19 protein-coding genes and 1 pseudogene are annotated in these 22,980 nt (G+C 64.4%); 12 read left to right on the forward strand and 8 right to left on the reverse strand.

Going from position 1 to position 22,980, the window contains the following annotated elements; all coding sequences use genetic code 11:
* Window positions 1–10 precede the first annotated feature (10 nt).
* Together G6N33_RS02965 and G6N33_RS02970 are read left to right on the forward strand one after the other, a co-directional pair.
* Window positions 11–1,324 carry a PPE family protein gene (locus G6N33_RS02965; RefSeq protein ID WP_231382611.1) on the forward strand — a complete coding sequence of 438 codons (1,314 nt, stop codon included), beginning with the start codon at window positions 11–13 and terminating at the stop codon, window positions 1,322–1,324.
* A gap of 115 nt (window positions 1,325–1,439) precedes the next feature.
* A complete protein-coding gene (locus G6N33_RS02970; RefSeq protein WP_044510919.1) occupies window positions 1,440–1,844 on the forward strand; it encodes a hypothetical protein in 405 nt (134 codons plus the stop codon).
* A 9-nt stretch (window positions 1,845–1,853) separates the two neighbouring features.
* On the opposite strand, the gene G6N33_RS02975 is transcribed toward G6N33_RS02970, so the two are convergent.
* Both G6N33_RS02975 and G6N33_RS02980 read right to left on the reverse strand, forming a co-directional pair.
* Window positions 1,854–2,783 (reverse strand): histone deacetylase family protein, encoded by a 930-nt coding sequence (locus G6N33_RS02975; RefSeq protein ID WP_044510917.1) that lies wholly within the window; start codon window positions 2,781–2,783, stop codon window positions 1,854–1,856.
* 112 nt (window positions 2,784–2,895) lie between these two features.
* The gene (locus G6N33_RS02980) at window positions 2,896–4,074 is read right to left on the reverse strand and encodes a glycerate kinase (protein WP_044510916.1); all 1,179 of its coding nucleotides are present in this window, start codon (window positions 4,072–4,074) and stop codon (window positions 2,896–2,898) included.
* A 331-nt stretch (window positions 4,075–4,405) separates the two neighbouring features.
* On the opposite strand from G6N33_RS02980, the gene G6N33_RS02985 reads away from it, so the two are divergent.
* The 4 genes from G6N33_RS02985 to G6N33_RS03000 are packed head-to-tail and all read left to right on the forward strand — an operon-like array spanning window position 4,406 to window position 8,737.
* A complete protein-coding gene (locus G6N33_RS02985) occupies window positions 4,406–5,263 on the forward strand; it encodes a hydroxypyruvate isomerase family protein (protein ID WP_101528519.1) in 858 nt (285 codons plus the stop codon).
* Complete coding sequence (locus tag G6N33_RS02990) at window positions 5,260–6,153, forward strand: 2-hydroxy-3-oxopropionate reductase (RefSeq protein ID WP_044510911.1); 894 nt, start codon at window positions 5,260–5,262, stop codon at window positions 6,151–6,153. Before G6N33_RS02985 ends, G6N33_RS02990 begins: the two co-directional genes overlap by 4 nt.
* Window positions 6,150–7,943 carry a glyoxylate carboligase gene (gene gcl / locus G6N33_RS02995; RefSeq protein WP_084952737.1) on the forward strand — a complete coding sequence of 598 codons (1,794 nt, stop codon included), beginning with the start codon at window positions 6,150–6,152 and terminating at the stop codon, window positions 7,941–7,943. The genes G6N33_RS02990 and gcl overlap by 4 nt, the downstream gene beginning before the upstream one ends.
* A 26-nt stretch (window positions 7,944–7,969) precedes the next feature.
* The gene (locus G6N33_RS03000) at window positions 7,970–8,737 is read left to right on the forward strand and encodes an IclR family transcriptional regulator (RefSeq protein ID WP_044510910.1); all 768 of its coding nucleotides are present in this window, start codon (window positions 7,970–7,972) and stop codon (window positions 8,735–8,737) included.
* Between the two features lie 7 nt (window positions 8,738–8,744).
* On the opposite strand, the gene G6N33_RS03005 is transcribed toward G6N33_RS03000, so the two are convergent.
* The 3 genes and pseudogenes from G6N33_RS03005 to G6N33_RS03015 form a co-directional block, all read right to left on the reverse strand.
* On the reverse strand, window positions 8,745–9,044 hold the full coding sequence (locus G6N33_RS03005; protein WP_044513164.1) for a PE family protein: 300 nt from the start codon (window positions 9,042–9,044) through the stop codon (window positions 8,745–8,747).
* Between the two features lie 97 nt (window positions 9,045–9,141).
* A pseudogene (gene pyk, locus G6N33_RS03010) lies at window positions 9,142–10,263 on the reverse strand (pyruvate kinase); the annotation flags it as partial.
* 17 nt (window positions 10,264–10,280) lie between these two features.
* Window positions 10,281–11,306 carry a 2-dehydropantoate 2-reductase gene (locus tag G6N33_RS03015; RefSeq protein ID WP_044510909.1) on the reverse strand — a complete coding sequence of 342 codons (1,026 nt, stop codon included), beginning with the start codon at window positions 11,304–11,306 and terminating at the stop codon, window positions 10,281–10,283.
* Window positions 11,307–11,488: 182 nt separating this feature from the next.
* Here G6N33_RS03015 and G6N33_RS03020 point away from each other — a divergent pair, with 182 nt between their 5' ends.
* From G6N33_RS03020 to G6N33_RS03040, 5 genes are all read left to right on the forward strand, one after another.
* Window positions 11,489–12,580 carry a Re/Si-specific NAD(P)(+) transhydrogenase subunit alpha gene (locus G6N33_RS03020; RefSeq protein WP_044510908.1) on the forward strand — a complete coding sequence of 364 codons (1,092 nt, stop codon included), beginning with the start codon at window positions 11,489–11,491 and terminating at the stop codon, window positions 12,578–12,580.
* Window positions 12,577–12,888, forward strand: a complete 312-nt coding sequence (locus G6N33_RS03025; protein WP_044510907.1) for an NAD(P) transhydrogenase subunit alpha — start codon at window positions 12,577–12,579, stop codon at window positions 12,886–12,888. The genes G6N33_RS03020 and G6N33_RS03025 overlap by 4 nt, the downstream gene beginning before the upstream one ends.
* Window positions 12,885–14,273, forward strand: a complete 1,389-nt coding sequence (locus G6N33_RS03030; protein WP_044510905.1) for an NAD(P)(+) transhydrogenase (Re/Si-specific) subunit beta — start codon at window positions 12,885–12,887, stop codon at window positions 14,271–14,273. The genes G6N33_RS03025 and G6N33_RS03030 overlap by 4 nt, the downstream gene beginning before the upstream one ends.
* Window positions 14,274–14,369: 96 nt before the next feature.
* Window positions 14,370–15,545 (forward strand): NAD-dependent formate dehydrogenase, encoded by a 1,176-nt coding sequence (locus G6N33_RS03035; RefSeq protein ID WP_044510903.1) that lies wholly within the window; start codon window positions 14,370–14,372, stop codon window positions 15,543–15,545.
* A gap of 389 nt (window positions 15,546–15,934) precedes the next feature.
* Entirely contained in the window at window positions 15,935–16,606 is a 672-nt protein-coding gene (locus tag G6N33_RS03040; RefSeq protein ID WP_231382610.1) for a GntR family transcriptional regulator, read from the forward strand.
* Here G6N33_RS03040 and G6N33_RS03045 read toward each other — a convergent pair.
* Both G6N33_RS03045 and frc (G6N33_RS03050) read right to left on the reverse strand, forming a co-directional pair.
* Entirely contained in the window at window positions 16,570–17,967 is a 1,398-nt protein-coding gene (locus G6N33_RS03045) for an OFA family MFS transporter (protein ID WP_084952757.1), read from the reverse strand. The two genes, G6N33_RS03040 and G6N33_RS03045, sit on opposite strands and share 37 nt — an antisense overlap.
* A gap of 309 nt (window positions 17,968–18,276) precedes the next feature.
* Window positions 18,277–19,506 carry a formyl-CoA transferase gene (frc, locus tag G6N33_RS03050; RefSeq protein ID WP_044513161.1) on the reverse strand — a complete coding sequence of 410 codons (1,230 nt, stop codon included), beginning with the start codon at window positions 19,504–19,506 and terminating at the stop codon, window positions 18,277–18,279.
* A gap of 492 nt (window positions 19,507–19,998) precedes the next feature.
* Here frc (G6N33_RS03050) and G6N33_RS03055 point away from each other — a divergent pair, with 492 nt between their 5' ends.
* On the forward strand, window positions 19,999–21,342 hold the full coding sequence (locus G6N33_RS03055; RefSeq protein ID WP_044510900.1) for an MFS transporter: 1,344 nt from the start codon (window positions 19,999–20,001) through the stop codon (window positions 21,340–21,342).
* Between the two features lie 326 nt (window positions 21,343–21,668).
* On the opposite strand, the gene frc (G6N33_RS03060) is transcribed toward G6N33_RS03055, so the two are convergent.
* Window positions 21,669–22,925, reverse strand: a complete 1,257-nt coding sequence (gene frc, locus G6N33_RS03060; RefSeq protein WP_044510899.1) for a formyl-CoA transferase — start codon at window positions 22,923–22,925, stop codon at window positions 21,669–21,671.
* Window positions 22,926–22,980: the final 55 nt, after the last annotated feature.

Below are 22,980 nucleotides of genomic sequence, written 5' to 3' on the forward strand. Positions count from 1 at the left end.
GACACATCGCATGACCACAAGCGAGGCAAACATGGACTTCGGAGCGCTACCACCGGAAGTGAACTCCGGCCGGATGTACTCGGGCCCCGGTCCTGGGACTCTGCTGACCGCGTCCGCCGAGTGGGAGGAGCTGGCCGCGGAGATGTACGTTGCGGCCGGCCGATGCGAGTCGGTGGTCGCCGAATTGATCGGTGAATCCTGGACGGGGCCGTCCTCGATAGCGATGACAGCCGCGGTACTGCCCTACACCGGATGGGTGCGGGCCACCGCAGCCCAGTGCGAAGACGTCGCGATGAAGGCCACCGCCGCGGCCCGCGCCTACGAAACGGCTTTTGCGATGACGGTGCCCCCGACGCTGATCGCCGCCAACCGGGCACGCCTAGCCGCGCTCATTGCCAGCAACCTGATTGGCCAGAACACGCCGGCCATTATGGCCACCGAGGCCGAGTACGCCGACATGTGGGCAATCGACGCGGCGGCGATGTACGGCTACGCGGCTAACGCGGTTGCCGCGTCCGGACTTTCGGCATTTACAGCTCCCCCACGAACGGCCGATGCGAGCGGGCCCGACAGCAGCGCCCAGGGCATGTCGGCCAAGTTGCTGCAGTCGGCGGCAACCACGTTGCAAGGCCTGGCCGGACCGGGTTCCGGCGCGTCGACGACGCTGGGCACGGGCGCGCCGCTGGCCTCCTCCGGGCTCTCCGGACTCTCCGCGCTCAGCATGCTGTCGCGGGTGGCCAAGACCTCCGGCAAAGCGGTCCCTACCACCGCCAATGCCGGAATCCAGAGCGCGTCGCAACTCGCCCTAGCGATGCACAGCCTCGTCGACATCAGTGGCAGCAGCGCTCCCGAGATCGGTACTAGCGCATTGGGCTTCGGTTCAGACGGCTTCGGGCTGAGTACCGACATCAGTGGATTTGCCCTCGATCTGGCCGGCTCTGGTCTCGAATTGGTGGGCGGCGACTCACTTTTAGGTGTCGAAGAAGCCCTCCCCGAATTGGGCGCGGTCGGGCCGCTGGGTGCGTTGGATCAGCTCGTCGATCCCTGGTCGGCAGGATTGGGCGGCGACCCCGCGGCGGGTCTCGGTCAAGCCTCCCATTTGGGAACCTTGTCCGTACCACCCGGTTGGCTCAACGCGGTGTCTGGGCCCTCCGGTTCGCACGCAGCCGCCCCGGACGGGCATCATGGATCGGCGCCCGGGGCGCCGCACAAGCACCACGCCAAACTTCCGGCCGGTGGCATGGTGACTCACGCCTCCGGTAGCGCAGCTCACCGGGTCGGCGTACCGGCCACTCTCATTCCGCGTTCGCCGATCGGCGGTTGAGGTGAACGCCTATTCGCTATCGTGATGGATGGCTTCACTTTTCGTCATATCAGCCAGCTTCAACAGGCCAGGGCGGCCGGTACATTGGAAAAACATCGCGACGGGAGGAGATTTGGTGATCCGACCATCGTTCGGTGATGCGCTACGCGAGTTGCTGTTTTGCTCCCATCGCAGTGTGGCGGACGTGATGGATGCGTTCTTCGCCCAGGAGTACGAGCATCGGGACAACGGAAAAACCTACAGCAGAGACGAGTTCGCCAACTTTTGCGCCCTGGAGCGGGCGCAGATCGCGCACGGAAATGTGGTCACGGTCGAGGAGTTCCGGTTCTGGAATCGCTACGCCACACGTCTCGTCCTGGAAGCCAACAAGACTGACGGCTCTGAGCACCACGTCGAGATCAATGCCATCGGGCAGTACGCGATCGACGGGCGGCTGCTCAAGCTGAGCCAGGCTCGATTCCGGGTGCCCAGTGCCGAATACAGCATGGCAGTCAAACTCAGATCGCAGCCCGTAGCGTAACGGCGTCGGTTACCCCTTGATGAGTTCGCCGACATGCGCGACGACGGAATCCGCTAGACCCCTCAAGTCGTAACCCCCCTCGAGAATTGCGACGAGCCTGCCGTCGCAATGCTTTTCGGCGGCATTCAGCAACTCGCGAGTAACCCAACCGAAGTCGTCGGCGGTCATCGTCAGCGAGCCGAGCGGGTCCCGCTCGTGCGCGTCGAACCCCGCGGACACCAGGATCAGCTCCGGAGCAAAGCTGTCGAGCGCGGGCAGGACTCGTTGCTGGAATGCCGCCCGCAATTCCACGCCACCGTCACCGGGACGCAGCGGTGAGTTGAAGATATTGCCGACCCCGGTCTCGCCGACGGCACCCGTGCCTGGGAACAGTGGCATCTGGTGGGTGGACGCGTACAGCACATCGGGATCCGAGTAGAAAATTTGCTGCGTGCCATTGCCGTGATGCACGTCGAAGTCGACGATCGCAACCCGTTGCACGCCGTGCTCCTGCTGCGCGTGCCGCGCGCCGATGCTGATGTTGTTGAACAAGCAAAAGCCCATGGCGCGTTCGGTTTCGGCGTGATGCCCCGGTGGCCGGCAAGCCACGAAAGCGTTTTGTACGCGGCGACTCAACACGCCGTCGATCGCCTGTAGCGTGCCGCCGACCCCGCGCAGCACCACCTCCCAGGTCGACGGCTCCATCATGGTGTCGCCGCCATCGAGGTATACATAGCCTTCCGCCGGACGGGCGGCTTCAAGCTCGTCGACGTAGCGGTTGGAATGCACATAGCGGGTCGCCGCGAGATCGGCGATCTCGGCACGCTCGCGAATCAGGGTGTCGAATTGCGGCTGACGCAGCGCCGCTTCCACCACGCGGTAGCGGTCCGGCCGTTCCGGATGACCGCCCGCGGTCCGATGCTGCGCGAAGCTCGGGTGATCCAGCAAAAGGGTTGGCATAGGGCGGACCTCCTTCGGTCACGAACTGCCGACAGCCCAGCGGTGTGCGGTCCAGATCCGGTATGCAGCAGATGCTAGCGCGCGGTTTCCGGACACCCCAGTGTGATTGATTTTAGATATCAACCGACCGACCGCGCTCCGCGAAAGAATGGGGCTGCGACTGCCCGGATTGGGTGCTGTCCCGGACCAGCTGCTCGGTCACCCTGATCAGCAGTTCCGCAGCGTTGGCCGTGCAACGGGTCAGATCCGGCTCGACTTCGTTGAGGGTGCGCACCGCGCGGAAACCCGCGGTGCGGGCCTGGGCGCCCGTCAGGCTCGATATGCCGGCCACAGCGAAGGTGGGTATGCCGTGTGCGCGCGCATGCCGGGAAACACCCACCGGCGCCTTGCCGCGCAAGGACTGCTGATCGAGGGACCCCTCCCCCGTGATGACCATGATGGCATCCAACAACTTTCGATCGAGCTCGACGAGCTCGAGGATCATGTCGATGCCGGGTTTCATCTGGGCGCCCAGCACGGCCAGCGCGCCAAACCCCACCCCACCCGCGGCACCGGCGCCGGGCGCATTACGGCGATCCTCGCCGGTCACCCGTGCCACCAGGTCCGCCCAGTGAGTCAGACCGCAATCCAATTCGCCGACTTGATCGGCGCTGACCCCTTTTTGCGGTCCGTAAACGGCCGCGGCACCGAGCGGCCCGCACAGTGGGCTGTCTACGTCGGCGGCCAGGGTGACGGTGGCCGTGCTCAGACCCGGATGCAACCGGCTCAGCTCTAGACGGGCGGCATCGGCCAAGCCCTGTCCGCCGGGCGCAATCGCGGCTCCATGGCGATCCTGGACCTCGGCGCCCAGCGCCAACAGCATCCCCACACCGCCGTCAGTACTCGCGCTTCCGCCCACCGTGATCACCAGATCACGGCATCCGTCGTCGAGTGCTTGGGCGATTACCTGCCCCAGCCCGTAGCTCGTCGCCGTCATCGGCGCTAGCGTTTCTCCCGGAAGTCGTTGCAGGCCACAGATATCGGCCATTTCGATGACCGCACGCCCGTCCTTGCTGGCATAGCCGGTGCGCACCGGTGCACCGGTCGGACCACACGCCGCGGCGTCGACCGGCTCGAATCCGGCCGCCACGACCGCGCTCAAAGTCCCCTCGCCCCCATCGGCGACCGGACAGACGATCGGGGTCAGTTCCGGGTCAGCCCGATTGACCCCTTGGGCCATCGCCCACGCCGCCTGCTCGGCCGTCAACGAGCCCTTGAACTTGTCCGGCGCCAGCACGATGTTGCCCCGCATCAGGAGACCATCCCATCAAGGTTGAGCCGCAAGCGAAACATTCCGTCAGACGGAATCTGACTTCCATCTGGACAACCTGACATACGCGCGGAATTCATGTCAAAAGTTTCCTACCCGACACCCTGCCACCGATCCAAACTGCCTATCAAAGGCGACAATTGGCGTTGTCCCCGGCGCCGGCGGAGTTGACACCATAGTTGGTATCGCCTTGACTTATTCCGTATTCCGATGCGGATATTCCGCAATACGAAACCATGCTCTTTCGTGACGTGCAGCGGGCCCGCTTCGATGGGCACGCCGACTTTGTGCGGTCTAAGCAGGAAGGACAACTATGGCTACTGCGACCTATACAGTGAACTGCTCGATACTCTTCACCGACCTACCCGTACTGGAACGGCCGGCCGCCGCGCGGGCGGCGGGCTTCGAGGCAGTGGAATTTTGGTGGCCTTTCATCGAAGCCACACCCCCGGAGGCCGACGTTACGGCCTTCATTCGCGCCATCGAGCAGGGCGGGGTGCAGTTGTCCGGCCTGAACTTCTTCGCCGGATACATGGCCGGCGGCGACCGGGGTATTCTCTCTGACCCCGCCCTGACCACCGAATTCCGCGACAACGTGCGCGTCGCCGTCAGCATCGCCGAGGCCTTGGGCACCAAGGCTTTCAATGCCTTGTACGGCAACCGGATTGAGGGTGTGGCCCCCGACGTTCAAGACGATGTGGCGGCCAAGAACATCGCCTACGCCGCGCAAGCCGCGCAGCAAATCGGTGCGACGGTACTCATCGAGCCGGTCAGCGGCGCACCGCTCTACCCGCTCAAGACCGCTGCCGACGCCGTTGGCGTCATCGACCGCGTGAACGCGGAGGCCGGTACCACCAACCTGCGTCTCTTGGCGGACTTCTACCACCTGTATGTCAACAACGACGATGTGGTCGCGGCCGTGCAAGCCCACCGGGGCCTGATCGGACACATCCAAATCGCCGATGCCCCCGGCCGCGGCGAGCCCGGCACCGGCGAGGTTCCGCTCGGCGAGTACTTCGGCGTTCTGGGATCGGAGTACGGCGGTTATATCGGCTTGGAATACAAGCCCTCTCGGGCCGACACCTTCGACTGGTTGCCGGCGTCCGAGCGGGGCCGCGGCGGCTTCAACGTCGAATCACTGAACACACTGACAGGAACGAGGAATCGGTGAGCACGATCGCATTTATCGGGCTGGGCATCATGGGCAATCCGATGGCCTGCCATTTCGCCCGCGCCGGACACACGGTTATCGGCTACAACCGCTCGCCCGGCCGAGCCGCGGCACTGATCGAGGCCGGCGGGACGGAAGCGGACTCCATCGCCGACGCGGTCAAGGATGCCGATGTGGTGGCCGTCATGGTGCCCGACTCCCCCGATGTCCAAACCGTATTGCTCTCTGAGGGCGGTGTTTTCGCCAACGCCCGACCCGAGACGCTGGTGATCGACTTTTCTTCGATCCGGCCAGACATCACTGCACAGCTGGCGAAGGAAGCCACCGAGCGCGGGTTGCGTCTCATCGACGCCCCGGTGTCCGGCGGCGAGGCCGGGGCCAAGAACGCGACACTGTCGATCATGGTCGGCGGCACCGACGAGGATTTCGCCGCCGCCAAACCGTTTCTCGAGATTGTCGGCAAAACGGTCGTGCATGTCGGCCCCAACGGGGCGGGTCAGACCGTCAAGGCCGCCAACCAACTGATCGTCGCAGGCAACATCGAGCTCCTCGCCGAGGCGATCAACTTCCTCCGCGCCTACGGAGTCGACCTGGACGCGGCGGTCAAGGTGCTCGGTGGCGGGCTGGCCGGCTCCGCAGTGCTCGACCAAAAGGCGTCAAAGATGTTATCCCGCAACTTCGATCCCGGTTTCCGGATCGAGCTGCACCATAAGGACATGGGCATCGTCACCAGCGCGGCCCGCGAAGCCGGCGCGGCCATCCCGCTCGGCGCCGTCGTCGCCCAACTGATGGCGTCGGCCCTGGCCAACGGAGACGGGTCCCTCGACCACTCCGGCTTGCTGCGCGGTGTCGAGCGTCTGTCAGGACACACGGAAGGTGGCACCCAATGACACGAATGCGCACTGTCGACGCGGCGGTGAAGATCCTCGAAATCGAGGGTGCGACCAAACTGTTCGGGCTGCCCGGCGCGGCGATAAACCCGTTCTACTCGGCGATGCGTGCGCACGGCGGAATTCAGCATGTGCTGGCGCGCCACGTCGAAGGCGCCAGTCACATGGCCGAGGGGTACACCCGCGCAGCACCGGGCAACATCGGTGTGTGCATCGGCACCTCAGGCCCGGCGGGCACCGACATGATCACCGGCTTGTATTCGGCCAGCGCCGATTCCATCCCGATCCTGGCCATTACCGGCCAGGCCCCGGTGAACAAGTTGCACAAAGAGGACTTCCAGGCGGTCGATATTGCCTCGATCGCAGCGCCCGTCACTAAGATGGCGATGACGGTTCTCGAGCCCGGGCAGGTTCCCGGGGCCTTCGCCCAGGCGTTCCACCTGATGCGCTCGGGTCGGCCCGGTCCGGTGCTGATCGACCTGCCGATCGACGTTCAGCTGGCCGAAATCGATTTCGACCCAGAGGCTTACGCTCCCCTGCCGGTCTACAAGCCCTCGGCCACCGCGGCACAGATCAGCAAAGCTCTCGATATGCTGTGCAGTGCGCAACGCCCGCTCATCATCGCCGGCGGCGGCATCATCAACGCCGACGCCTCGGCACTGCTGATCGAGTTGGCCGAAGTGCTCAACGTCCCGGTGGTGCCGACGCTGATGGGTTGGGGAACGATTCCCGACGATCATCGGCTGGCCGCCGGCATGGTCGGGCTGCAGACCGCACACCGGTACGGCAACGCCACGTTGCTGGAATCGGATTTCGTCATGGGTATCGGCAACAGGTGGGCCAATCGCCACACCGGCGGGCTCGACACCTACCGGCGGGGTCGCCGGTTTGTCCACATCGACATCGAACCCACCCAGATCGGCCGCGTGTTCTCCCCGGACCTTGGGATTGTCTCCGATGCCAAGGCGGCGCTGGAACTGCTGGTGGCCGCGGCGTCCGAACGCCGCACCGCCGGAGCCCTGCCGGACTTCACGGACTGGGTGAGCGGTTGCCAAGAACGCAAGCGGACGATGCACCGCAAGACCCACTTCAACGACATCCCGATCAAACCGCAGCGCGTGTACGAAGAGATGAATCGGGCGTTCGGCCGGGACGCACGCTACGTCACGGCCATCGGCCTCTCCCAGATCGCGGGCGGCCAATTCCTGCAGGTGTTCAAGCCGCGGCATTGGATCAACTGCGGCCAGGCCGGCCCCCTGGGTTGGACAGTGCCCGCCGCGCTCGGCGTGGTCGCCGCCGACCCCTCCGCCACGGTGGTCGGGCTGTCGGGCGACTACGACTTCCAGTTCCTCATCGAAGAGCTCGCCGTCGGCGCACAGTTCAACCTGCCCTACGTCCATGTCGTGGTGAACAACTCTTACCTCGGGTTGATCCGGCAGGCTCAGCTCAACTTCGACATGAACTACTTCGTCTCGCTGGCGTTCGATAACATCAACGCCCAGGAGTCGGAAGACACCGACCTACCGAAGGGCTACGGAGTCGACCATCGTCGGGTGGCGGAAGGGTTGGGCTGCAAGGCGATTCAGGTCTCAGACCCCGAGCAGATCGCACCAGCCCTGGCTCGTGCCCAGCAACTTGCGCGCGAGCACAAAGTTCCGGTGGTGGTCGAGATCTTCCTGGAGCGCATCACGAACATCGCGATGGGCACCGACATCGACAAGATCACCGAACACAATGAACTGGCGGCCACAATCGATGATTCGCCCACTGCTGCAATGCTGTTCGACTAGCTCATCACCCGCTAGACCGTGACCCGATGAGCGAAGACGACCGCCGGAGCGGGGTTCAGTCAGTAGAGCGGGCTTTCGGCGTGCTGGAGATTCTGGCCGCCATGGGCGGGACGGGAGCACTGGGTGAACTTGCGGCACGCGCTCATCTGCCGCAACCCACCATGCACCGATTAGTGCGAACGCTGCTGAGTATGGGATATCTACGGCAGCTGCCCAACCGGCACTATTCGTTGGGGCCGAAGCTGATCCGGCTGGGCGAGAGCGCCGGTGAGCTGGTCGGCATGTGGTCCCGGCCGCATCTTGGTGAGCTGGTAGAACGTACCGGCGAGACGGCAAACATGGCGGTGATGGATAACGACATGGCGGTTTACGTCGCTCAGGTCCCGTCCCCCCATTCCATGCGAATGTTCACCGAGGTCGGCCGGCGCGTCTATCTGCATTGCACGGGCGTAGGTAAGGCGCTGCTGATGCAGCTGCCCGACGAGGCGTTGCGTGCTTTGGTGACGCGCACCGGAATGCCGGCGGCGACCGAGAATTCGCATACGACGCCCGACGGGCTGCTGCAGGACATCACATTGTGCCGGGCCCGTGGCTACGCGGTCGACGAGGGCGAGCAGGAAATCGGGGTGCGTTGTTTTGCCGTGCCGGTGCCCGACGCGCCGTCACTTACCGCGATATCGATTTCGGGTCCCGCGGTACGGGTCACCCTGACGTCCGCGCCAACAATCACTCCGTTGTTGAAGCGCGTGGCACACGATATCTCGTCGACGTTCCACAACGGCGCCGCCTGCTAAACGCGGCTCACTCGGTAGCGGCCGCGTTGGCGGCCTCGGTCGCGGCATACGAATCCGCGTTCGCCGCCATGGTTTTGACCAGGCTGTCGTGTACGGCTGAGGCTTGCGCGCTGACCGACTGATACATGCGAGCCTGCATGGTGAACTGTGCCGCGATCAGTTCCGACACTTCGTCCGCGGCGGCGGGAACCACTCCTGACGTGGGTCCCGCCGCCGCCGCGTTCTGGGCGTCCATTGCCGCCCCGACGGCGCCCAGCTGCGAAGCCGCTCCTGCCAAGGCTTCAGGATCGACGTTGACGAATGACATGTGCTGTTCTCCTTGGGTGCTGTTCTCCTTGGGCTTGAGCCGCTCAGCCGTAGACCCGGCTGGCGGCAGCGGTTCCACCCAGGTGGGCGTAGCGCTCGGCAACCGCCCGGAGTCGCCGCCGCACCACCCGGGCCGCCGCCAGGATCACATCGCTGGGGAAATCGCGGCGTTGTTCGCTGCGCCCGGGCCAATACGGCGCTTCGCCGCGGTGGATCGCGGCTTCGGCCTCTTCGACGATGCGTGCCATCGTGGCCACGGTGTGGGCCGGATAGGCGCCGACGCTGGTTTCCGCGGACAACATGACGGCGTCCGCGCCGTCGAGCACCGCATTGGCCACGTCGGAGACCTCGGCCCGGGTCGGCCGGCGGTCAGAAACCATCGAGTCCAGCATGTGCGTGGCGACGATCACCGGCTTGTCCGCCTCGCGGCACAGCCGTATCACTCGCTTTTGGACCAGCGGAATCTGTTCCAATGGCATCTCCACACCCAGATCACCGCGGGCCACCATGACGCCGTCGAACGCGCCGACGATCGCCGGCAAACACGAAACGGCCTCCGGCTTCTCCAGCTTCGCGATCACGGGCACCCGCCTGCCGACCTCAGTCATGACGCTGTGGGCCAGTTCGACCTCTTCGGGAGCGCGCACAAATGACATGGCGACCATATCGACACCGAGTTCCAATGCGAACTTCAGATCGGCGATGTCTTTGTCGGACAACGTCGGAGCGCTCACAGCGATCCCGGGGAGCGAGATGCCCTTGTTGTCGCTCACCGGTCCGCCGTAGATGACCTCGCACCCGATGTCGGCGCCGATGACTTCCACCACCGCCAGGTCGATGCGGCCGTCGTCGACGAGCAGCCGGTCGCCGGTTTTCACATCTGCCGAAAGACCACCGTAGGTGGTAGAGACCCGGTCGTGATCACCCGGGCAAGTGTCGGTGGTGATCGACACTTTCTCACCGGCACTCCAGACCACCGGTCCATGGGCGAATCGGCCCAACCGGATCTTGGGTCCCTGCAGGTCTGCGAGTACTTGCACCGCGCGGCCACGGCTGGCCGCGATCTCGCGGACGAGATCGTATAGGGCCGAATGCTCAGCGTGGGTGGCGTGGCTGAAATTCAAACGGGCAACATCCATTCCGGCGTCGATGAGTTCAGCCAGACGGGGAGCTGTTGCGGTGGCGGGTCCCAGCGTGCAGACGATCTTGGTTGTGCGCATCCCAGGTGTCCTTTCCCTTAGCGCAGAGCCGCTTGAGGTTGTTGTTGCACTATCCCGTTACCGTGTGACGGCGCCACCCCGCACGTGCGCGCGAGGAGACCGGTGGCCGCGTGGACCGTGCGCAACGTGGGGGCGGGCGCCTTGGTCAGGTCGGCGAGTTCCACCACCGCGGAGACAATCGCGTCGAGCTCGAGCTGCTTGCCCGCTTCCAGGTCTTGCAGCATGGAGGTCTTGTGATGGCCGACGTTCTCAGCGCCACGCAGCCGCTTGTCGATCGAGATATCGGGCGTGCAGCCCAATCTGGCCGCAATGTCCAGGGTCTCCTCCATCAGTTGGATCACCACCTGCCGCGTGTGCGGGTCCTGGCACATCTCGACCATCGTCGCTCTGGTCAACGCGCTGAGGGGATTGAAGGCCACGTTGCCCATCAACTTGATCCAGATGTCGTCGCGCAAGTTCTCTTCCACCGGGCATTTGAGCCCGCCGGCGATCATCGCCTCGCTCAACGCCTTGCATCGCTCGGACAGCTCGCCGGACGGTTCACCGATGGAAAAGCGCGTCCCCTCGAGATGGCGGACCACGCCGGGCTCATCCAGAACCGTCGCCGGGTACACCACACAGCCGATCGCCCGTTCGGGAGCCAACACCGCGCTGGTCGCGCCGCCCGGATCAACCGCCTCGATCCGATGTCCCTCGAACGGACCCGCCAACCGGTAGAAGTACCACCATGGAATGCCGTTCTGCGCGGCGACAACCGCTGTATTCGGTCCCATCAGCGGCTCCACCAGCGGACCGCAGGTGGGATAGCTGTGCGCTTTGAGCCCTAAGAACACATAGTCGACCGGCCCCACCTCGGCCGGGGAGTCAGTCACGTGAGGATGTGCCACGAAGTCGCCGCGAGGGCTCAGTACGCGTACTCCGTTTTTCTGCATGGCTCGCAGGTTGTCGTTTCGCGCGATCAGGTGAACGTCAGCACCACCGCGGTGCAACGCGGCGCCCCAATACGCCCCGATCGCTCCGGCTCCAACGACTGCAATCCTCATGAATTCTCCTCTGCATCCGGCGTACACTCAGTCGCTCTAGGACCATGGCCAGGCTTCGATCATTATTGCATACAGTATGCGATCCTTGTATGTTGTAGCCATCGCGCTCTCGGCGGGAGGCCGGCATGGCACCGGACCCGGGCGCGTCATGTGTGCCTTTCGGCCAATCAAGGAAGAGGAATATGCCTGCGATAGGAGTGCCTCGCGAAATCACCGACGGCGAAAGCCGAGTCGCCCTGGTACCCGCCGTTGTCGAACGCTTGCGGGGTGCCGGCCACGAACTCATCGTCGAGACGGGCGCAGGTGAGGGAGCGTTATTCCACGACGAGGACTACAAGAAGGCCGGCGCCGTCATCGGCGACCCGTGGTCGGCGGATGTAGTAGTGAAAGTGAATCCACCGACCGAGACCGAGATCAGCCGGATGAAGCAGGGCGCCTACCTGATTGGGTTCCTGGCGCCCCGCACCCGGCCCGAGGTCGGCGAGCAACTCCGACGCGCCGGCGTCACGGGGTTCGCCATGGAGGCCGTCCCGCGAATCTCACGCGCACAGACGATGGATGCGCTGTCTTCCCAAGCTAACGTCGCGGGATACAAGGCGGTTTTGTGTGCCGCGCAGTGTTCCACCCGCTTCTTCCCCATGATGACCACGGCAGCCGGAACAGTAAAGCCGGCAACTGCTTTGGTTCTCGGCGTCGGGGTGGCCGGGCTTCAGGCCCTGGCCACGGCGAAACGGCTCGGCGCCCGCACCACCGGGTTCGATGTGCGCCCGGAGGTTGCCGACCAAGTCCGCTCCTTGGGCGCCAAGTGGCTGGACCTCGGTGTTACCGCGGCGGGCGAGGGCGGGTACGCTCGCGCCCTGACGCCGGAAGAACAAGCCGAGCAGCAGCGCCGGCTCACCGAGGCGATCCCCGGCTTCGACGTGGTCATCACCACGGCCCTGGTCCCCGGCCGCCCGGCACCGCGGCTGGTCACCGCCGACGCGGTACGCCAAATGCGCAGCGGCAGTGTCGTCGTCGACCTGGCCGGCGAGGCCGGCGGCAACTGTGAACTCACCGTGCCGGGCGAAACGGTACGGCGACACGACGTCACGATCTGCGCGCCGCTGAACCTTCCGGCGACCATGCCCGAACACGCCAGTGAGCTCTACGCGCGCAACATCCAGGCCCTGCTGGAGCACATGCTCAGTGGCACGGGTACCCCCGACCTTTCTGACGAAATCCTGGACGCCTGCTGCGTCACCAAGTCCGACAACGAACTGACGGAGATCCGATGACACTCGTGGCCAACCTCGCGATCCTGACGCTGGCAGGCTTTGTCGGCTTCGCGGTGATCTCGAAGGTTCCCAACACCCTGCACACCCCACTGATGTCTGGTACCAACGCAATTCACGGAATCGTGCTGCTTGCCGGCCTGGTATTGCTGGGCCAGTCAGCCACCGATGCCTTCGACCGAGTGTTGCTGGTCATCGCAATCGCCTTCGGTGCGATCAACGTCGTAGGTGGCTTCCTCGTTACCGATCGCATGCTCAGCATGTTCAAGAAGAAGCCCACCGCCCAAACTGGAAAGGTTGCGTCTTCGTGAATGACGTTATCGCCATTCTCTATATCGTCGCGTTCGCCCTATTCATCCTGGGCCTCTCGGGCCTGACCGGTCCACGGACCGCCGCGCGCGGCAACCTCATCGCCGCCGTAGGCATGGCGATCGCGATCGTGGCGACCTTGCTGACCCCGGGCACCAGCAACTGGTTGCTCATCGCCCTCGGGCTGGTCCTCGGGACGCTGGTCGGTGTCCCCGCGGCCAAGCGGGTCAAGATGACCGCGATGCCTCAGATGGTGGCGCTGTTCAACGGTGTCGGCGGCGGCGCGGTCGCCCTGGTCTCGTGGGTGGAATTCCGCGACAGTCAGGGCTACGGCACCGTACCGGCCTACGTCGCGACCGCGTCGCTGTTTGCCGCGATTGTCGGCTCGCTGTCCTTCTGGGGATCACTGATCGCCTTCGGCAAGCTGCAGGAAGTGTTGCCGGGCAGACCGATTGGCGTGGGTCGGGCGCAGCAGCCGCTCAACCTGCTGCTGCTGATCGCCGCCGTGGGATGCGCCGCGGCGATCGGATTCGGTCAGCGAGGACAGCTGTTGTTCATCGGTGTGCTCGTCTTCGCGGCGGTGCTCGGCTTCATGGTGGTGCTGCCGATCGGCGGCGCTGATATGCCGGTGGTGATCTCGTTGCTCAACGCGCTCACCGGGCTCTCGGCGGCGGCAACCGGGCTCGCCCTGGACAACACCGCGCTGATCGTGGCGGGAATGATCGTCGGTGCCTCGGGCACCATCTTGACCAACCTGATGGCCAAGGCGATGAACCGCTCGATTCCTGCCATCGTCGCGGGCGGATTCGGCGCCTCAGGCGCGGGCGCGGCTGCCGGGGAGGCAAGCGGCGACCAGACCGTGCGCCAGACCAGCGCCGCCGACGCCGCATTGCAGATGGGCTATGCCAGCCAGGTAATCATCGTGCCCGGTTACGGAATGGCGGTGGCTCAGGCCCAGCACGCGGTGCGCGAAATGGCCGGGCTACTCGAGGAACGCGGCGTGGAGGTCCGGCACGCCATCCATCCCGTGGCGGGCCGGATGCCCGGGCACATGAATGTACTGCTCGCCGAGGCCGACGTGCCGTACGAGCACCTCAAGGAAATGGACGAGATCAACGGCGAGTTCAGCCGCGCCGACGTCGCTCTGGTCATCGGGGCCAACGACGTGACAAACCCCGCGGCACGGTCGAATCCGGCCTCGCCGATCTACGGCATGCCGATTCTGGACGTCGATCAGGCCAAGTCCGTCATCGTATTGAAGCGATCCATGAATCCTGGATTCGCCGGCATCGAGAACGAGCTGTATTTCAACGAGAAAACATCGATGCTGTTCGGCGACGCCAAGTCCTCAGTTGCCGAAATCTCCGAGGAGCTAAAGGTTTTGTGAATCAACGGCACGCACAGCCGAACATACTTGACCGCCACGTCAGCGTGGCGGCAAGAAGAGAGCCGAGCATCGGCGGATGAAAGGAATCGAATTTCTATGTCAAAAGTGGTGTGCGTCCTTTACGACGACCCAGTAACCGGATATCCCAGCGAGTATCCGCGCGACGGCCTGCCCGCTCTACAGCGTTACCCCGATGGGCAAACGCTGCCCACCCCGGAGGCCATCGACTTCACCCCGGGCACGTTGCTGGGCAGCGTCTCCGGCGAGCTGGGGCTGCGCCCCTACCTGGAGAGCCTCGGTCACGAGCTGATCGTGACCTCGGACAAGGATGGCGAAAACTCCGAGTTCGACAAGCACCTCGCGGACGCCGAAATCGTTATTTCGCAACCGTTTTGGCCGGCCTATCTGACCGCCGAGCGGATCGCGCGCGCGCCCAAGCTGAAACTTGCGGTCACTGCGGGTATCGGTTCGGATCACACCGACCTTGATGCGGCCATCGAGAACGGCATCACCGTCGCCGAGGTCACGTTCTGCAACAGCATCAGCGTTGCCGAGCACGTCGTGATGATGATCCTGTCGCAGGTCCGCAATTACTTGCCGTCCTACAAGTGGGTCATCGACGGCGGCTGGAACATCGCCGACTGCGTGCAACGGTCTTACGACCTCGAGGGAATGCACGTCGGCACCATTGCGGCCGGCCGGATCGGGCTGGCGGTACTGCGGCGGCTGGCGCCGTTCGACGTGCACCTGCACTACACCGACAAGCACCGGCTGCCCGCCGAGGTGGAGAAGGAACTGAACCTGACCTTCCACCCCAGCGTGCAGGACATGGTCCCGCACCTCGACGTGGTGACCATCAACGCGCCGCTGCACCCCGAAACCCGCGGGCTGTTCAACGAAGAGCTGATCGGCACCATGAAGCGGGGCGCCTACCTCATCAACACGGCGCGCGCGCTGATCTGCGACCGGGATGCCATCAAGCGGGCGCTGGAAAGCGGCCAACTGGCCGGGTACGCCGGGGATGTCTGGTTCCCCCAGCCGGCACCGGCTGACCACCCGTGGCGCACCATGCCCCACCACGGCATGACGCCGCACATCTCGGGTTCCACGTTGTCGGCGCAGGCTCGGTACGCGGCCGGCACCCGGGAAATCCTGGAATGCTACTTCAACGGCAAGCCGATCCGCGACGAGTACCTCATCGTCGACGGTGGTGCACTGGCCGGCGTCGGGGCACGCTCCTACACCGCGACCGCCAAGTCCGGCGCGGCCTAGGACAAATTGTCCTCCGGCATCCAGCTAATGCCGACGGCACCGATTGAGCCGGTGCCGATCTTCACGGGGTTGGCGAGCAGATCGATGGCTCGCCAACCCCGTTCTTTTGCCGCGCCGCAGGTATACCCATACCCGCGGCACCAGACTTCGCCGCACGCCGCCCCAATTCGGAGACATCCAGCAAACCCCGGCTACCTAGGCCGGTTTTTTGCATCCCGTATGCACTCTGGGCGCCACCAGCGTTTTTGGTGGGAAACTGCTGCGCATTTCACAATGTCGAAGGCCCACAATTGAAGGGCCCGGATTGTATGCTGTCTACGAAAAACATCGAATGGGGAGTGGGATAATTCATGGTCACCACCGGCGCGCGAAATGGGGCGGGATCGCGAATGAGGCTGGAACGTCCGGCGCCGTTGCGGGAGGCCGCCTACGAGGCGCTGATGGAGCTGATCATCACACGTGAGCTGCGCCCCGGACAGCATCTGGTCGAGAACGAGCTGGCCGCTCAACTGGGTGTAAGCCGGCAACCCATTCGAGAGGCATTGCAGCGCTTGCAAAGCGAGGGATGGGTCGATCTTCGCCCGGCCCTAGGCGCGTTCGTACACGTACCCACCGACGCGGAGGCGGACGAACTGCTGAGCGTACGCACTCTGCTGGAAGCCGAGTCGGCTCGATTGGCCGCGCGTGGTGCGAAACCGGCCGAGGTGGAGCGGCTGTGGGAGCTGCACCAAACCGGCGAAAAGGCACTCGCCGGCGGTGACAAGGAAGCCCTTGTCACCGCCAACGATGCCTTTCACTCCCATATCGTTGCGATGTCGGCCAACAGCGTCCTGGCCAACCTCATCGGCCAGGTCGGGCGCCGGGTGCGGTGGTACTACCAGCCCATCGCGCTATCCCGCGGCAAAGACGCGTGGGACGAACACGCCGAGCTGATCGAGGCGATCTCCGCACGCAGCGGCAAGCGCGCCGCGGACCTCATGCGGCGCCACACCGAACGCACCCGGGAGATCTACCATCAGCGGCGTCAGGAGGCCGCTGATGGCGCCGAAGGCGTGGCCTGACCGACGATCTCGGAGACCGAGACTTCCTTCGCCCGACGTCCGGGCTGCCGCAACAACGCCGCGGTGGCAGCCGACAGCAGCGCGCTCGCCGCGGCCACCCAGTAGGCCCCCGTGTAGCCCCAAGCGTCGATGACGCTGGCGCCCACGCCAATTCCCAGGATTGAACCGACGAGCTTGGCGCTGTAGACGATTCCGTAGTTGCTGGCGTTGTTGTTCTCGCCGAAGTAGTCGGTCGTCAACGTGGCGAACAGCGGGTAGAAAGCACCGCCGCCGAATCCGACCAGCACGGCGAAGAAGATGAAGGCGACCTCGTTTCTGGCAAGCCCGGTGTACAGCAGGCCGATCAGGGCGACGACCGACACCAGCAGCACGACCAGCAGCGTCTGCTTACGGCCGATCCGGTCCGAGATGGCCCCGGTCGCTGCGCGACCCACACCGTTGATGATCGAGAGCGCGCCGGCCGACGAAGCCACGATCATCGCCCCGAAGCCGAGGTGCTTGGCGAACGGCACCATGTAGCTGATGCCGAACAGCGAGACCCCGGTGGTGATGCCCAACGACAGCCACATCAACGGCAGCATGCCGGTCTTGATCGCCTCCACTGGACCGTATTGCCGGACGGCAGGCGGGTTCTTCTGCAGGCTCTTGAGACTGGACGTAGCGGCGGCGGCGGCGTGCTGCAACGGGTCGACATCTGCGGGCCACCAGTTCTTCGGGGGGTCCTGGAAGTAGTAGCCGCATATCCCCACAACCACCAGCATGAAGGCCCCAACCAGATCGAGCACCCATACGTAGGTGTTGGGGTGCAGCGCGTAGCTGAAGATGAAGATGAAAGGCACCGCACCGTAGGCGAATCCACCGCATACGAATCCGGTCTTCGCACCGCGCTTCTCCGGATACCACTTGCCGACGATGGTGATACCTGTCGAATACACCAATCCGACTCCGCAGCCGCCACACAGGGCGAACCCCAGGTAAGCCACCACCAAGTTGCTGCTGTGAGCCACGGTGATGAATCCCAGCGCCGACAACACGGCGGCGGCGATCATGGTTGACCTGGCCGAGGTGACGCCCTTCTCCCTCAGCCGGCCGGCGGGATAGGCGACGGCCGCCTGGAAGACAGCCCAAACCGAGAGCAGCCAAAAGGTTTCGGACAGGCTCCAGTGATGGGCGTGACGCAGTGTATCGGCCGCGGCACCGTAACCGTACTCGAAGACGCTGACCGCCATCATCGCAATCCATGGCAGCCACACCATGGTTACCCGCGATCTGCCGAGCAGTTCGCGGTCGGTTTCGCCGATGCGATAGACGCGACCGTTGTCATCGACTACCTCGCGATACGTTGCGAGAGTTGAAGACATCATTGACTCACTTTCGGAGAATAAAGAAGAGGGGATGGCTCGGCGGCCGCATGCATCGAACGGCGGGCCGCCGAATTGCTGGCGTTCGGTGGTTACGTGGATACGTGACCTATGGCGGTGCGCGGCCGGTGGTTTCGTGCGCACTTCGCACTCGGTGCGCCGCGCGGAGCGCCCACAACCGCGACCGGCCAGCGATGAGCCACCTCGGTGTCACACCGAGTCGCACGCGGTCAATTCCCACAACCGGGTCCTTCTCCGCCGAGCCAGTGGATCTCTAGATGCGTCTCGCGTCCGCGTCAGCTCGCGCGCTCAGACCACTCCCGCGCTTCTGAACTGCTCTACTTCCTCCGGTGAATAGCCGAGCTCCATACAGATCTGTTGGGTGTGCTCCCCCAACAGCGGCGGTCGCTCGACCTCCACGGGCGAGTCAGACAGCCGCAGCGGGCTGCCGACGGTCTTGAAGGTTCCACGCTCGGGGTGCTCGACGCTGACAATCGCACCGAGGTCGGCAAGGCTTTGGTCCTCGATCAGCTCCTTGGTGCCCAACACCGGACCGCACGGAACGTTGATCGAGTTCAGCGCCTCCATCGCATCGAACTTGCTGTGACGTTGGCTCCAGTCCTCGATCAGGGCAAAAACCTTGTCCAACTTGGGTAGTCGGTCCTCGGGGGAATCCCAATCCGGATGCTCGGCGAGGTCGGGCCGCCCGATGAGACGGGCCAGCGGCGCCCACACCGCAGGCTGGATGATCACGTAGAGGTAGTCATTAGGTCCATCGCCCTTGGTACGCACGGCCCACCCCGGCTGCCCCCCGCCGGACGCGTTGCCCGCGCGCGGCACCTCGTCGCCGAAGTGCTCGTTGGGATATTCGTGCAGCGGGCCGTGCGCGAGGCGCTGTTGGTCGCGCAGTTTGACCCGACACAGGTTGAGTACGGCGGCTTGCATCGCAACCTCGACGCGTTGTCCACGACCGGTATTGGTGCGCTGCAGCAGCGCAGCCAGAATCGCGGCGACAAGGTGCACTCCTGTGCCCGAGTCGCCAATCTGCGCACCCGTAGCAGTGGGCGGACCGTCCTCGAAACCCGTTGTGGCCATGGCGCCACCCATGGCCTGAGCAATGATTTCGTAGGCCTTGAAATCGAAGTACTTGCCCGGCCCGAAGCCTTTGATCGATGCATAGATCAAGCCCGGGTTGATTTCTTGCAGCCGCTCCCAACTGAACCCGAAGCGGTCGACGACGCCCGGTCCGAAGTTTTCCACCAAAACATCGGAGCGAGCTACCAATCTGCTGAAAATTTCCTGACCGTCTTCACTTTTCATGTTCACGGTCACGCTGCGTTTGTTGCAGTTGAGCATCGTGAAGTAGAGGCTGTCGACGTCAGGGATGTCGCGGAGCTGGCTGCGGGTGATGTCCCCACCCCTGGGCGTTTCGAGCTTGATGACGTCGGCGCCGAGCCAGGCAAGCATCTGCGTCGCAGACGGGCCCGACTGAACATGAGTCATGTCCAAGACCCGGACGCCGTCTAATGCCTTACCCATGAGATCTCCCTGAGAATTGTCGTGATGGACGCGGAATGCGTAGCCCTCCACGCCGATTAAGCGGCCGCCCGTTGTGGTTCCGGGTGTCGCACGACAGGGATGCAGTGCCCACCATTACCTCAACTTTCCGGGGCTTTTCGCCCGGTCGATCCCCCGCGCACCGCAAGACTCCGAAGCAGTGGCTGCGCTGCAACGGCCGGGATTCGATTGTGCCTACTGCAGACTGTATACCGTATACGACAAGTGTCACTAAAACTCACTCAATTGTCTAGGCCTAGCAACCACTGCCGTCCGGCCGCGACTTCCCCGCTGCCGATTGAATGGCCGCGGCCGGCGCGGAATTAGTCGGGCAAACTTCTTTGCCGAATAGCGTTGCGCCCAGCGCTCACAACTCCCGGCGGCCCTGCTGACGCCGGCGCACCCATCTCCCCCTAGACACACATGGGTTAACCGGGTAGAAAAGTGTATACAGTATGCACAAGGGAGACCACCATGACCGCTGGAGATGGACTGTCGGTCCTACAGATCAGAGCACACGGGTGCTCGTACCGCATCGGCGAGCGACCGCACGACATCATGGCCCGCTCCCGGAGCTGGATGCTGTGGTTGCCGTGGACGGCGATGGCCGGCATCAGCGTGCTCCAGTTCGGCTACGGAGTCGCCGTGGTAGCCATGCAGCAGCCACCTCATGCGGTCACCCCCGGCGCCTTCTGGGTGTTGGCGTTATGGGTCGTTTTTCAGGCGGCCGCCTCCGCGGCCACTCCACCGCTACGGCGGCGCTTGGGCATTGGGCCGTCGACGGCGATGCTGATCGGTGCCGATTTGGCAGCCATGGGCCCATTGACACTGTCGTGGACGGGCGATCTCGGGTTCACCATGCTCGGCTACTCGGTGCTGTGTGGTACCGGTGCCGGAATCGTTTATGCCACTTGCCTTTCCACCGTCGCGAGGTGGTATCCCGAGCACCGCGGCGCAAAGGTCTCGTTGGTGTCGGGCGCCTTCGGGGCCGGCGCGGTGCCGTTCGTCATGTTGTTCGCACTGGTCCTCCGCCCGGACAACCTGGACGCGGTCTTCACGGCAGTCGGCCTGTGCGTGCTGGTCGTCGTGACGGTGTGCGGCGCCTTTTTCCAGGACCCGCCGCCCGACTGGTGGCCGATCGAGGTCGACCCGAGACGATGGGTAGTCGACAAGCAGGTAAACCGCAGCCTGTTGGGCAACGCCCCGGCGATTCGCCAGTACTCGCCGCCCGAGACGGCACGGACCCGTGCCTTCGTGCTCACCTACCTCATCGCGGTGGTGGCCTCGTCGGCGGCGCTGCTGACCATCGTCTACATCCCCAGCATCGCCAGCGCGCACGGCCTGCCGCTTTCCGTCGGCGCCGCTGCCGTCGCGGTGCTGGCACTGGTCAACGGCGGCGGTCGGGGCATCGCCAGCCGCTACTCGGACCGATTTGGCCGGCGTCAGACGTTGAGTCTGGCGTTGCTCGGCGGGGGAATCGCCTTGTTGGGGCTGGCGTACTCGGCATCGACGGGCTCGTCCGTCGGGCTGATTGCATTCGCCGCACTCGGCGGCTTGGCCGGCGGAGCCTTCTATTCGCTGTTCATCAACCTGGTTGCCGACTACTTCGGCGAGCACAGCGCGGTTGCGAACTTCGGGCTCGTTTACAGCGCCAAGATATTCGGCGGCCTACTCGGGGTGGGACTGCCCGCGCTGTTGATTCCGTCCAGACGTTTGGACCTGGCCCTGGTGGTCGGCGGCCTAATCTGCCTTTGCACGGCCATCGCACCGCGCCGGCTGCAGCGGCCCGGCTACCCGGTGTGCCGGCTGCCGAACTAGCTCTGCCGGGAGTGCGCAAAGCCGCCGGAATACGAAGCGCTGCAGCGTCGCTCACAGATTTCCGCGAATGACGAGACCAGGCCCCAGGTAGCCAAGCCCTGGGGCCTGGTCTCGTCCGCGGGTCTGGTTCGCGGGTCTGGTCTCCGGGTCTCGTCTGCGGCCCGCCGATTCGGGCAACACACCAAGCCCATGGCGCCGGAATCCCATCGGGTGTCGGCCACTAATGCATCACTAATGAGAGATGGCCCCAGGGAACAGATCCCTGGGGCCATCCCCGCCGCGACCCGGCGATTTGGGGAGCGCACCAAGCGCACGGCGGTATTTTTTTAGACCACGATCTCGTTCTTGCGCCACTCGGCGATGGTGTCGGCGTCGTAACCCAACTCGGCCAGCACGTCGTCGGTGTGCTCACCCAGCAGCGGCGCACCCTTGATCTCAGGCTTGAACGAGGAGAACTTGATCGGGCTGCCGACCGTGAGGTATGTCCCACGGCCCTTCTGCTCGACCTCGACGACACTGCCGCTCTTGCGCAGATCGGGATCCACGGCGATCTCTTTCATCGAAAGGACCGGCGCGCAAGGGACTTCCCACTTACGCAGGATGTCGACGGCCTCGTACTTCGTCTTGTCGGCGAGCCACTTCTCGATCTCGGCGAAGATGTCGAAGATCTTGTCCTGGCGAGCAAGCGCCGTGTTGTAGCCCGGGTCCTCGGCCCACTCCGGGCGCCCGATCGCCTCGGCCGTCCGCTTCCAGTTCTGTTCCTGGATGGTGAAGTAGATGTAGGCGTTGGGGTCGGACTCCCAGCCCTTGCACTTGAGCACCCAGCCCGGCTGACCGCCGCCGCCGGCGTTTCCGCCACGGGGCACCGCGTCGCTGAACGTGCCGTTGGGGTACTGCGGGTACTCCTCCAGGTATCCGACCCGTTCGAGGCGCTGCTGGTCGCGCAGCTTGACCCGGCATAGGTTCAACACGGAGTCCTGCATCGAGGCCGAGACCTTCTGCCCCTTGCCGGTCTTCTCCCGCTGGATCAGCGCCGTGAGAATGCCGATCAACAGGTGCATTCCGGTGTTCGAGTCACCCAGCGCCGCACCGCTGACGGTCGGCGGGCCGTCCCAGAACCCCGTGGTCGAAGCGGCACCGCCGGCACATTGCGCCACGTTCTCGTAGACCTTGAGGTCGTTCCACGACGAGTCGTCATTGAAGCCCTTGACCGAACCGAAGATCAATCGCGGGTTCCATGACTGCAACTTGTCCCAGGACAGGCCCATGCGGTCCATTGCGCCAGGAGCGAAGTTCTCCACCAGCACGTCGGCCTGGCGGATCAGCTTCTCCATGACCTCGACGCCCTCAGGTGACTTCGTGTTGATCGCCAGCGAGCGCTTGTTGCTGTTGAGCATGGTGAAGTACAGAGCGTCGACTTCTGGTATGTCCCGCAGCTGATTACGCGTGACATCACCGCCAGTGGTCCGCTCGACCTTGAGGACGTCTGCTCCAAACCACGCGAGCATCTGGGTGCAAGCTGGCCCCGCCTGGACGCCGGTGAAGTCGATGACCTTGATCCCAGACAAAGGCAGTTCGGCCATATCGGATTTCCTTTCTTTCTGTGCTTTCCAGTTACCTTGTGTCGACGACCTGATT

This window comes from Mycobacterium simiae, assembly GCF_010727605.1.
GTDB lineage: Bacteria > Actinomycetota > Actinomycetes > Mycobacteriales > Mycobacteriaceae > Mycobacterium > Mycobacterium simiae.

Excerpts from the sequence above, each read along its gene's own strand:
- G6N33_RS02965 (WP_231382611.1), top strand. The coding sequence starts at position 11 with ATGACCACAAGCGAGGCAAACATGGACTTCGGAGCGCTACCACCGGAA.
- G6N33_RS02975 (WP_044510917.1), bottom strand. The coding sequence starts at position 2,783 with ATGCCAACCCTTTTGCTGGATCACCCGAGCTTCGCGCAGCATCGGACC.
- G6N33_RS02980 (WP_044510916.1), bottom strand. The coding sequence starts at position 4,074 with ATGCGGGGCAACATCGTGCTGGCGCCGGACAAGTTCAAGGGCTCGTTG.
- G6N33_RS02985 (WP_101528519.1), top strand. The coding sequence starts at position 4,406 with ATGGCTACTGCGACCTATACAGTGAACTGCTCGATACTCTTCACCGAC.
- gcl (WP_084952737.1), top strand. The coding sequence starts at position 6,150 with ATGACACGAATGCGCACTGTCGACGCGGCGGTGAAGATCCTCGAAATC.
- G6N33_RS03000 (WP_044510910.1), top strand. The coding sequence starts at position 7,970 with ATGAGCGAAGACGACCGCCGGAGCGGGGTTCAGTCAGTAGAGCGGGCT.
- G6N33_RS03005 (WP_044513164.1), bottom strand. The coding sequence starts at position 9,044 with ATGTCATTCGTCAACGTCGATCCTGAAGCCTTGGCAGGAGCGGCTTCG.
- G6N33_RS03015 (WP_044510909.1), bottom strand. The coding sequence starts at position 11,306 with ATGAGGATTGCAGTCGTTGGAGCCGGAGCGATCGGGGCGTATTGGGGC.
- G6N33_RS03020 (WP_044510908.1), top strand. The coding sequence starts at position 11,489 with ATGCCTGCGATAGGAGTGCCTCGCGAAATCACCGACGGCGAAAGCCGA.
- G6N33_RS03025 (WP_044510907.1), top strand. The coding sequence starts at position 12,577 with ATGACACTCGTGGCCAACCTCGCGATCCTGACGCTGGCAGGCTTTGTC.
- G6N33_RS03035 (WP_044510903.1), top strand. The coding sequence starts at position 14,370 with ATGTCAAAAGTGGTGTGCGTCCTTTACGACGACCCAGTAACCGGATAT.
- G6N33_RS03040 (WP_231382610.1), top strand. The coding sequence starts at position 15,935 with ATGAGGCTGGAACGTCCGGCGCCGTTGCGGGAGGCCGCCTACGAGGCG.
- G6N33_RS03045 (WP_084952757.1), bottom strand. The coding sequence starts at position 17,967 with ATGTCTTCAACTCTCGCAACGTATCGCGAGGTAGTCGATGACAACGGT.
- frc (WP_044513161.1), bottom strand. The coding sequence starts at position 19,506 with ATGGGTAAGGCATTAGACGGCGTCCGGGTCTTGGACATGACTCATGTT.
- G6N33_RS03055 (WP_044510900.1), top strand. The coding sequence starts at position 19,999 with ATGACCGCTGGAGATGGACTGTCGGTCCTACAGATCAGAGCACACGGG.
- frc (WP_044510899.1), bottom strand. The coding sequence starts at position 22,925 with ATGGCCGAACTGCCTTTGTCTGGGATCAAGGTCATCGACTTCACCGGC.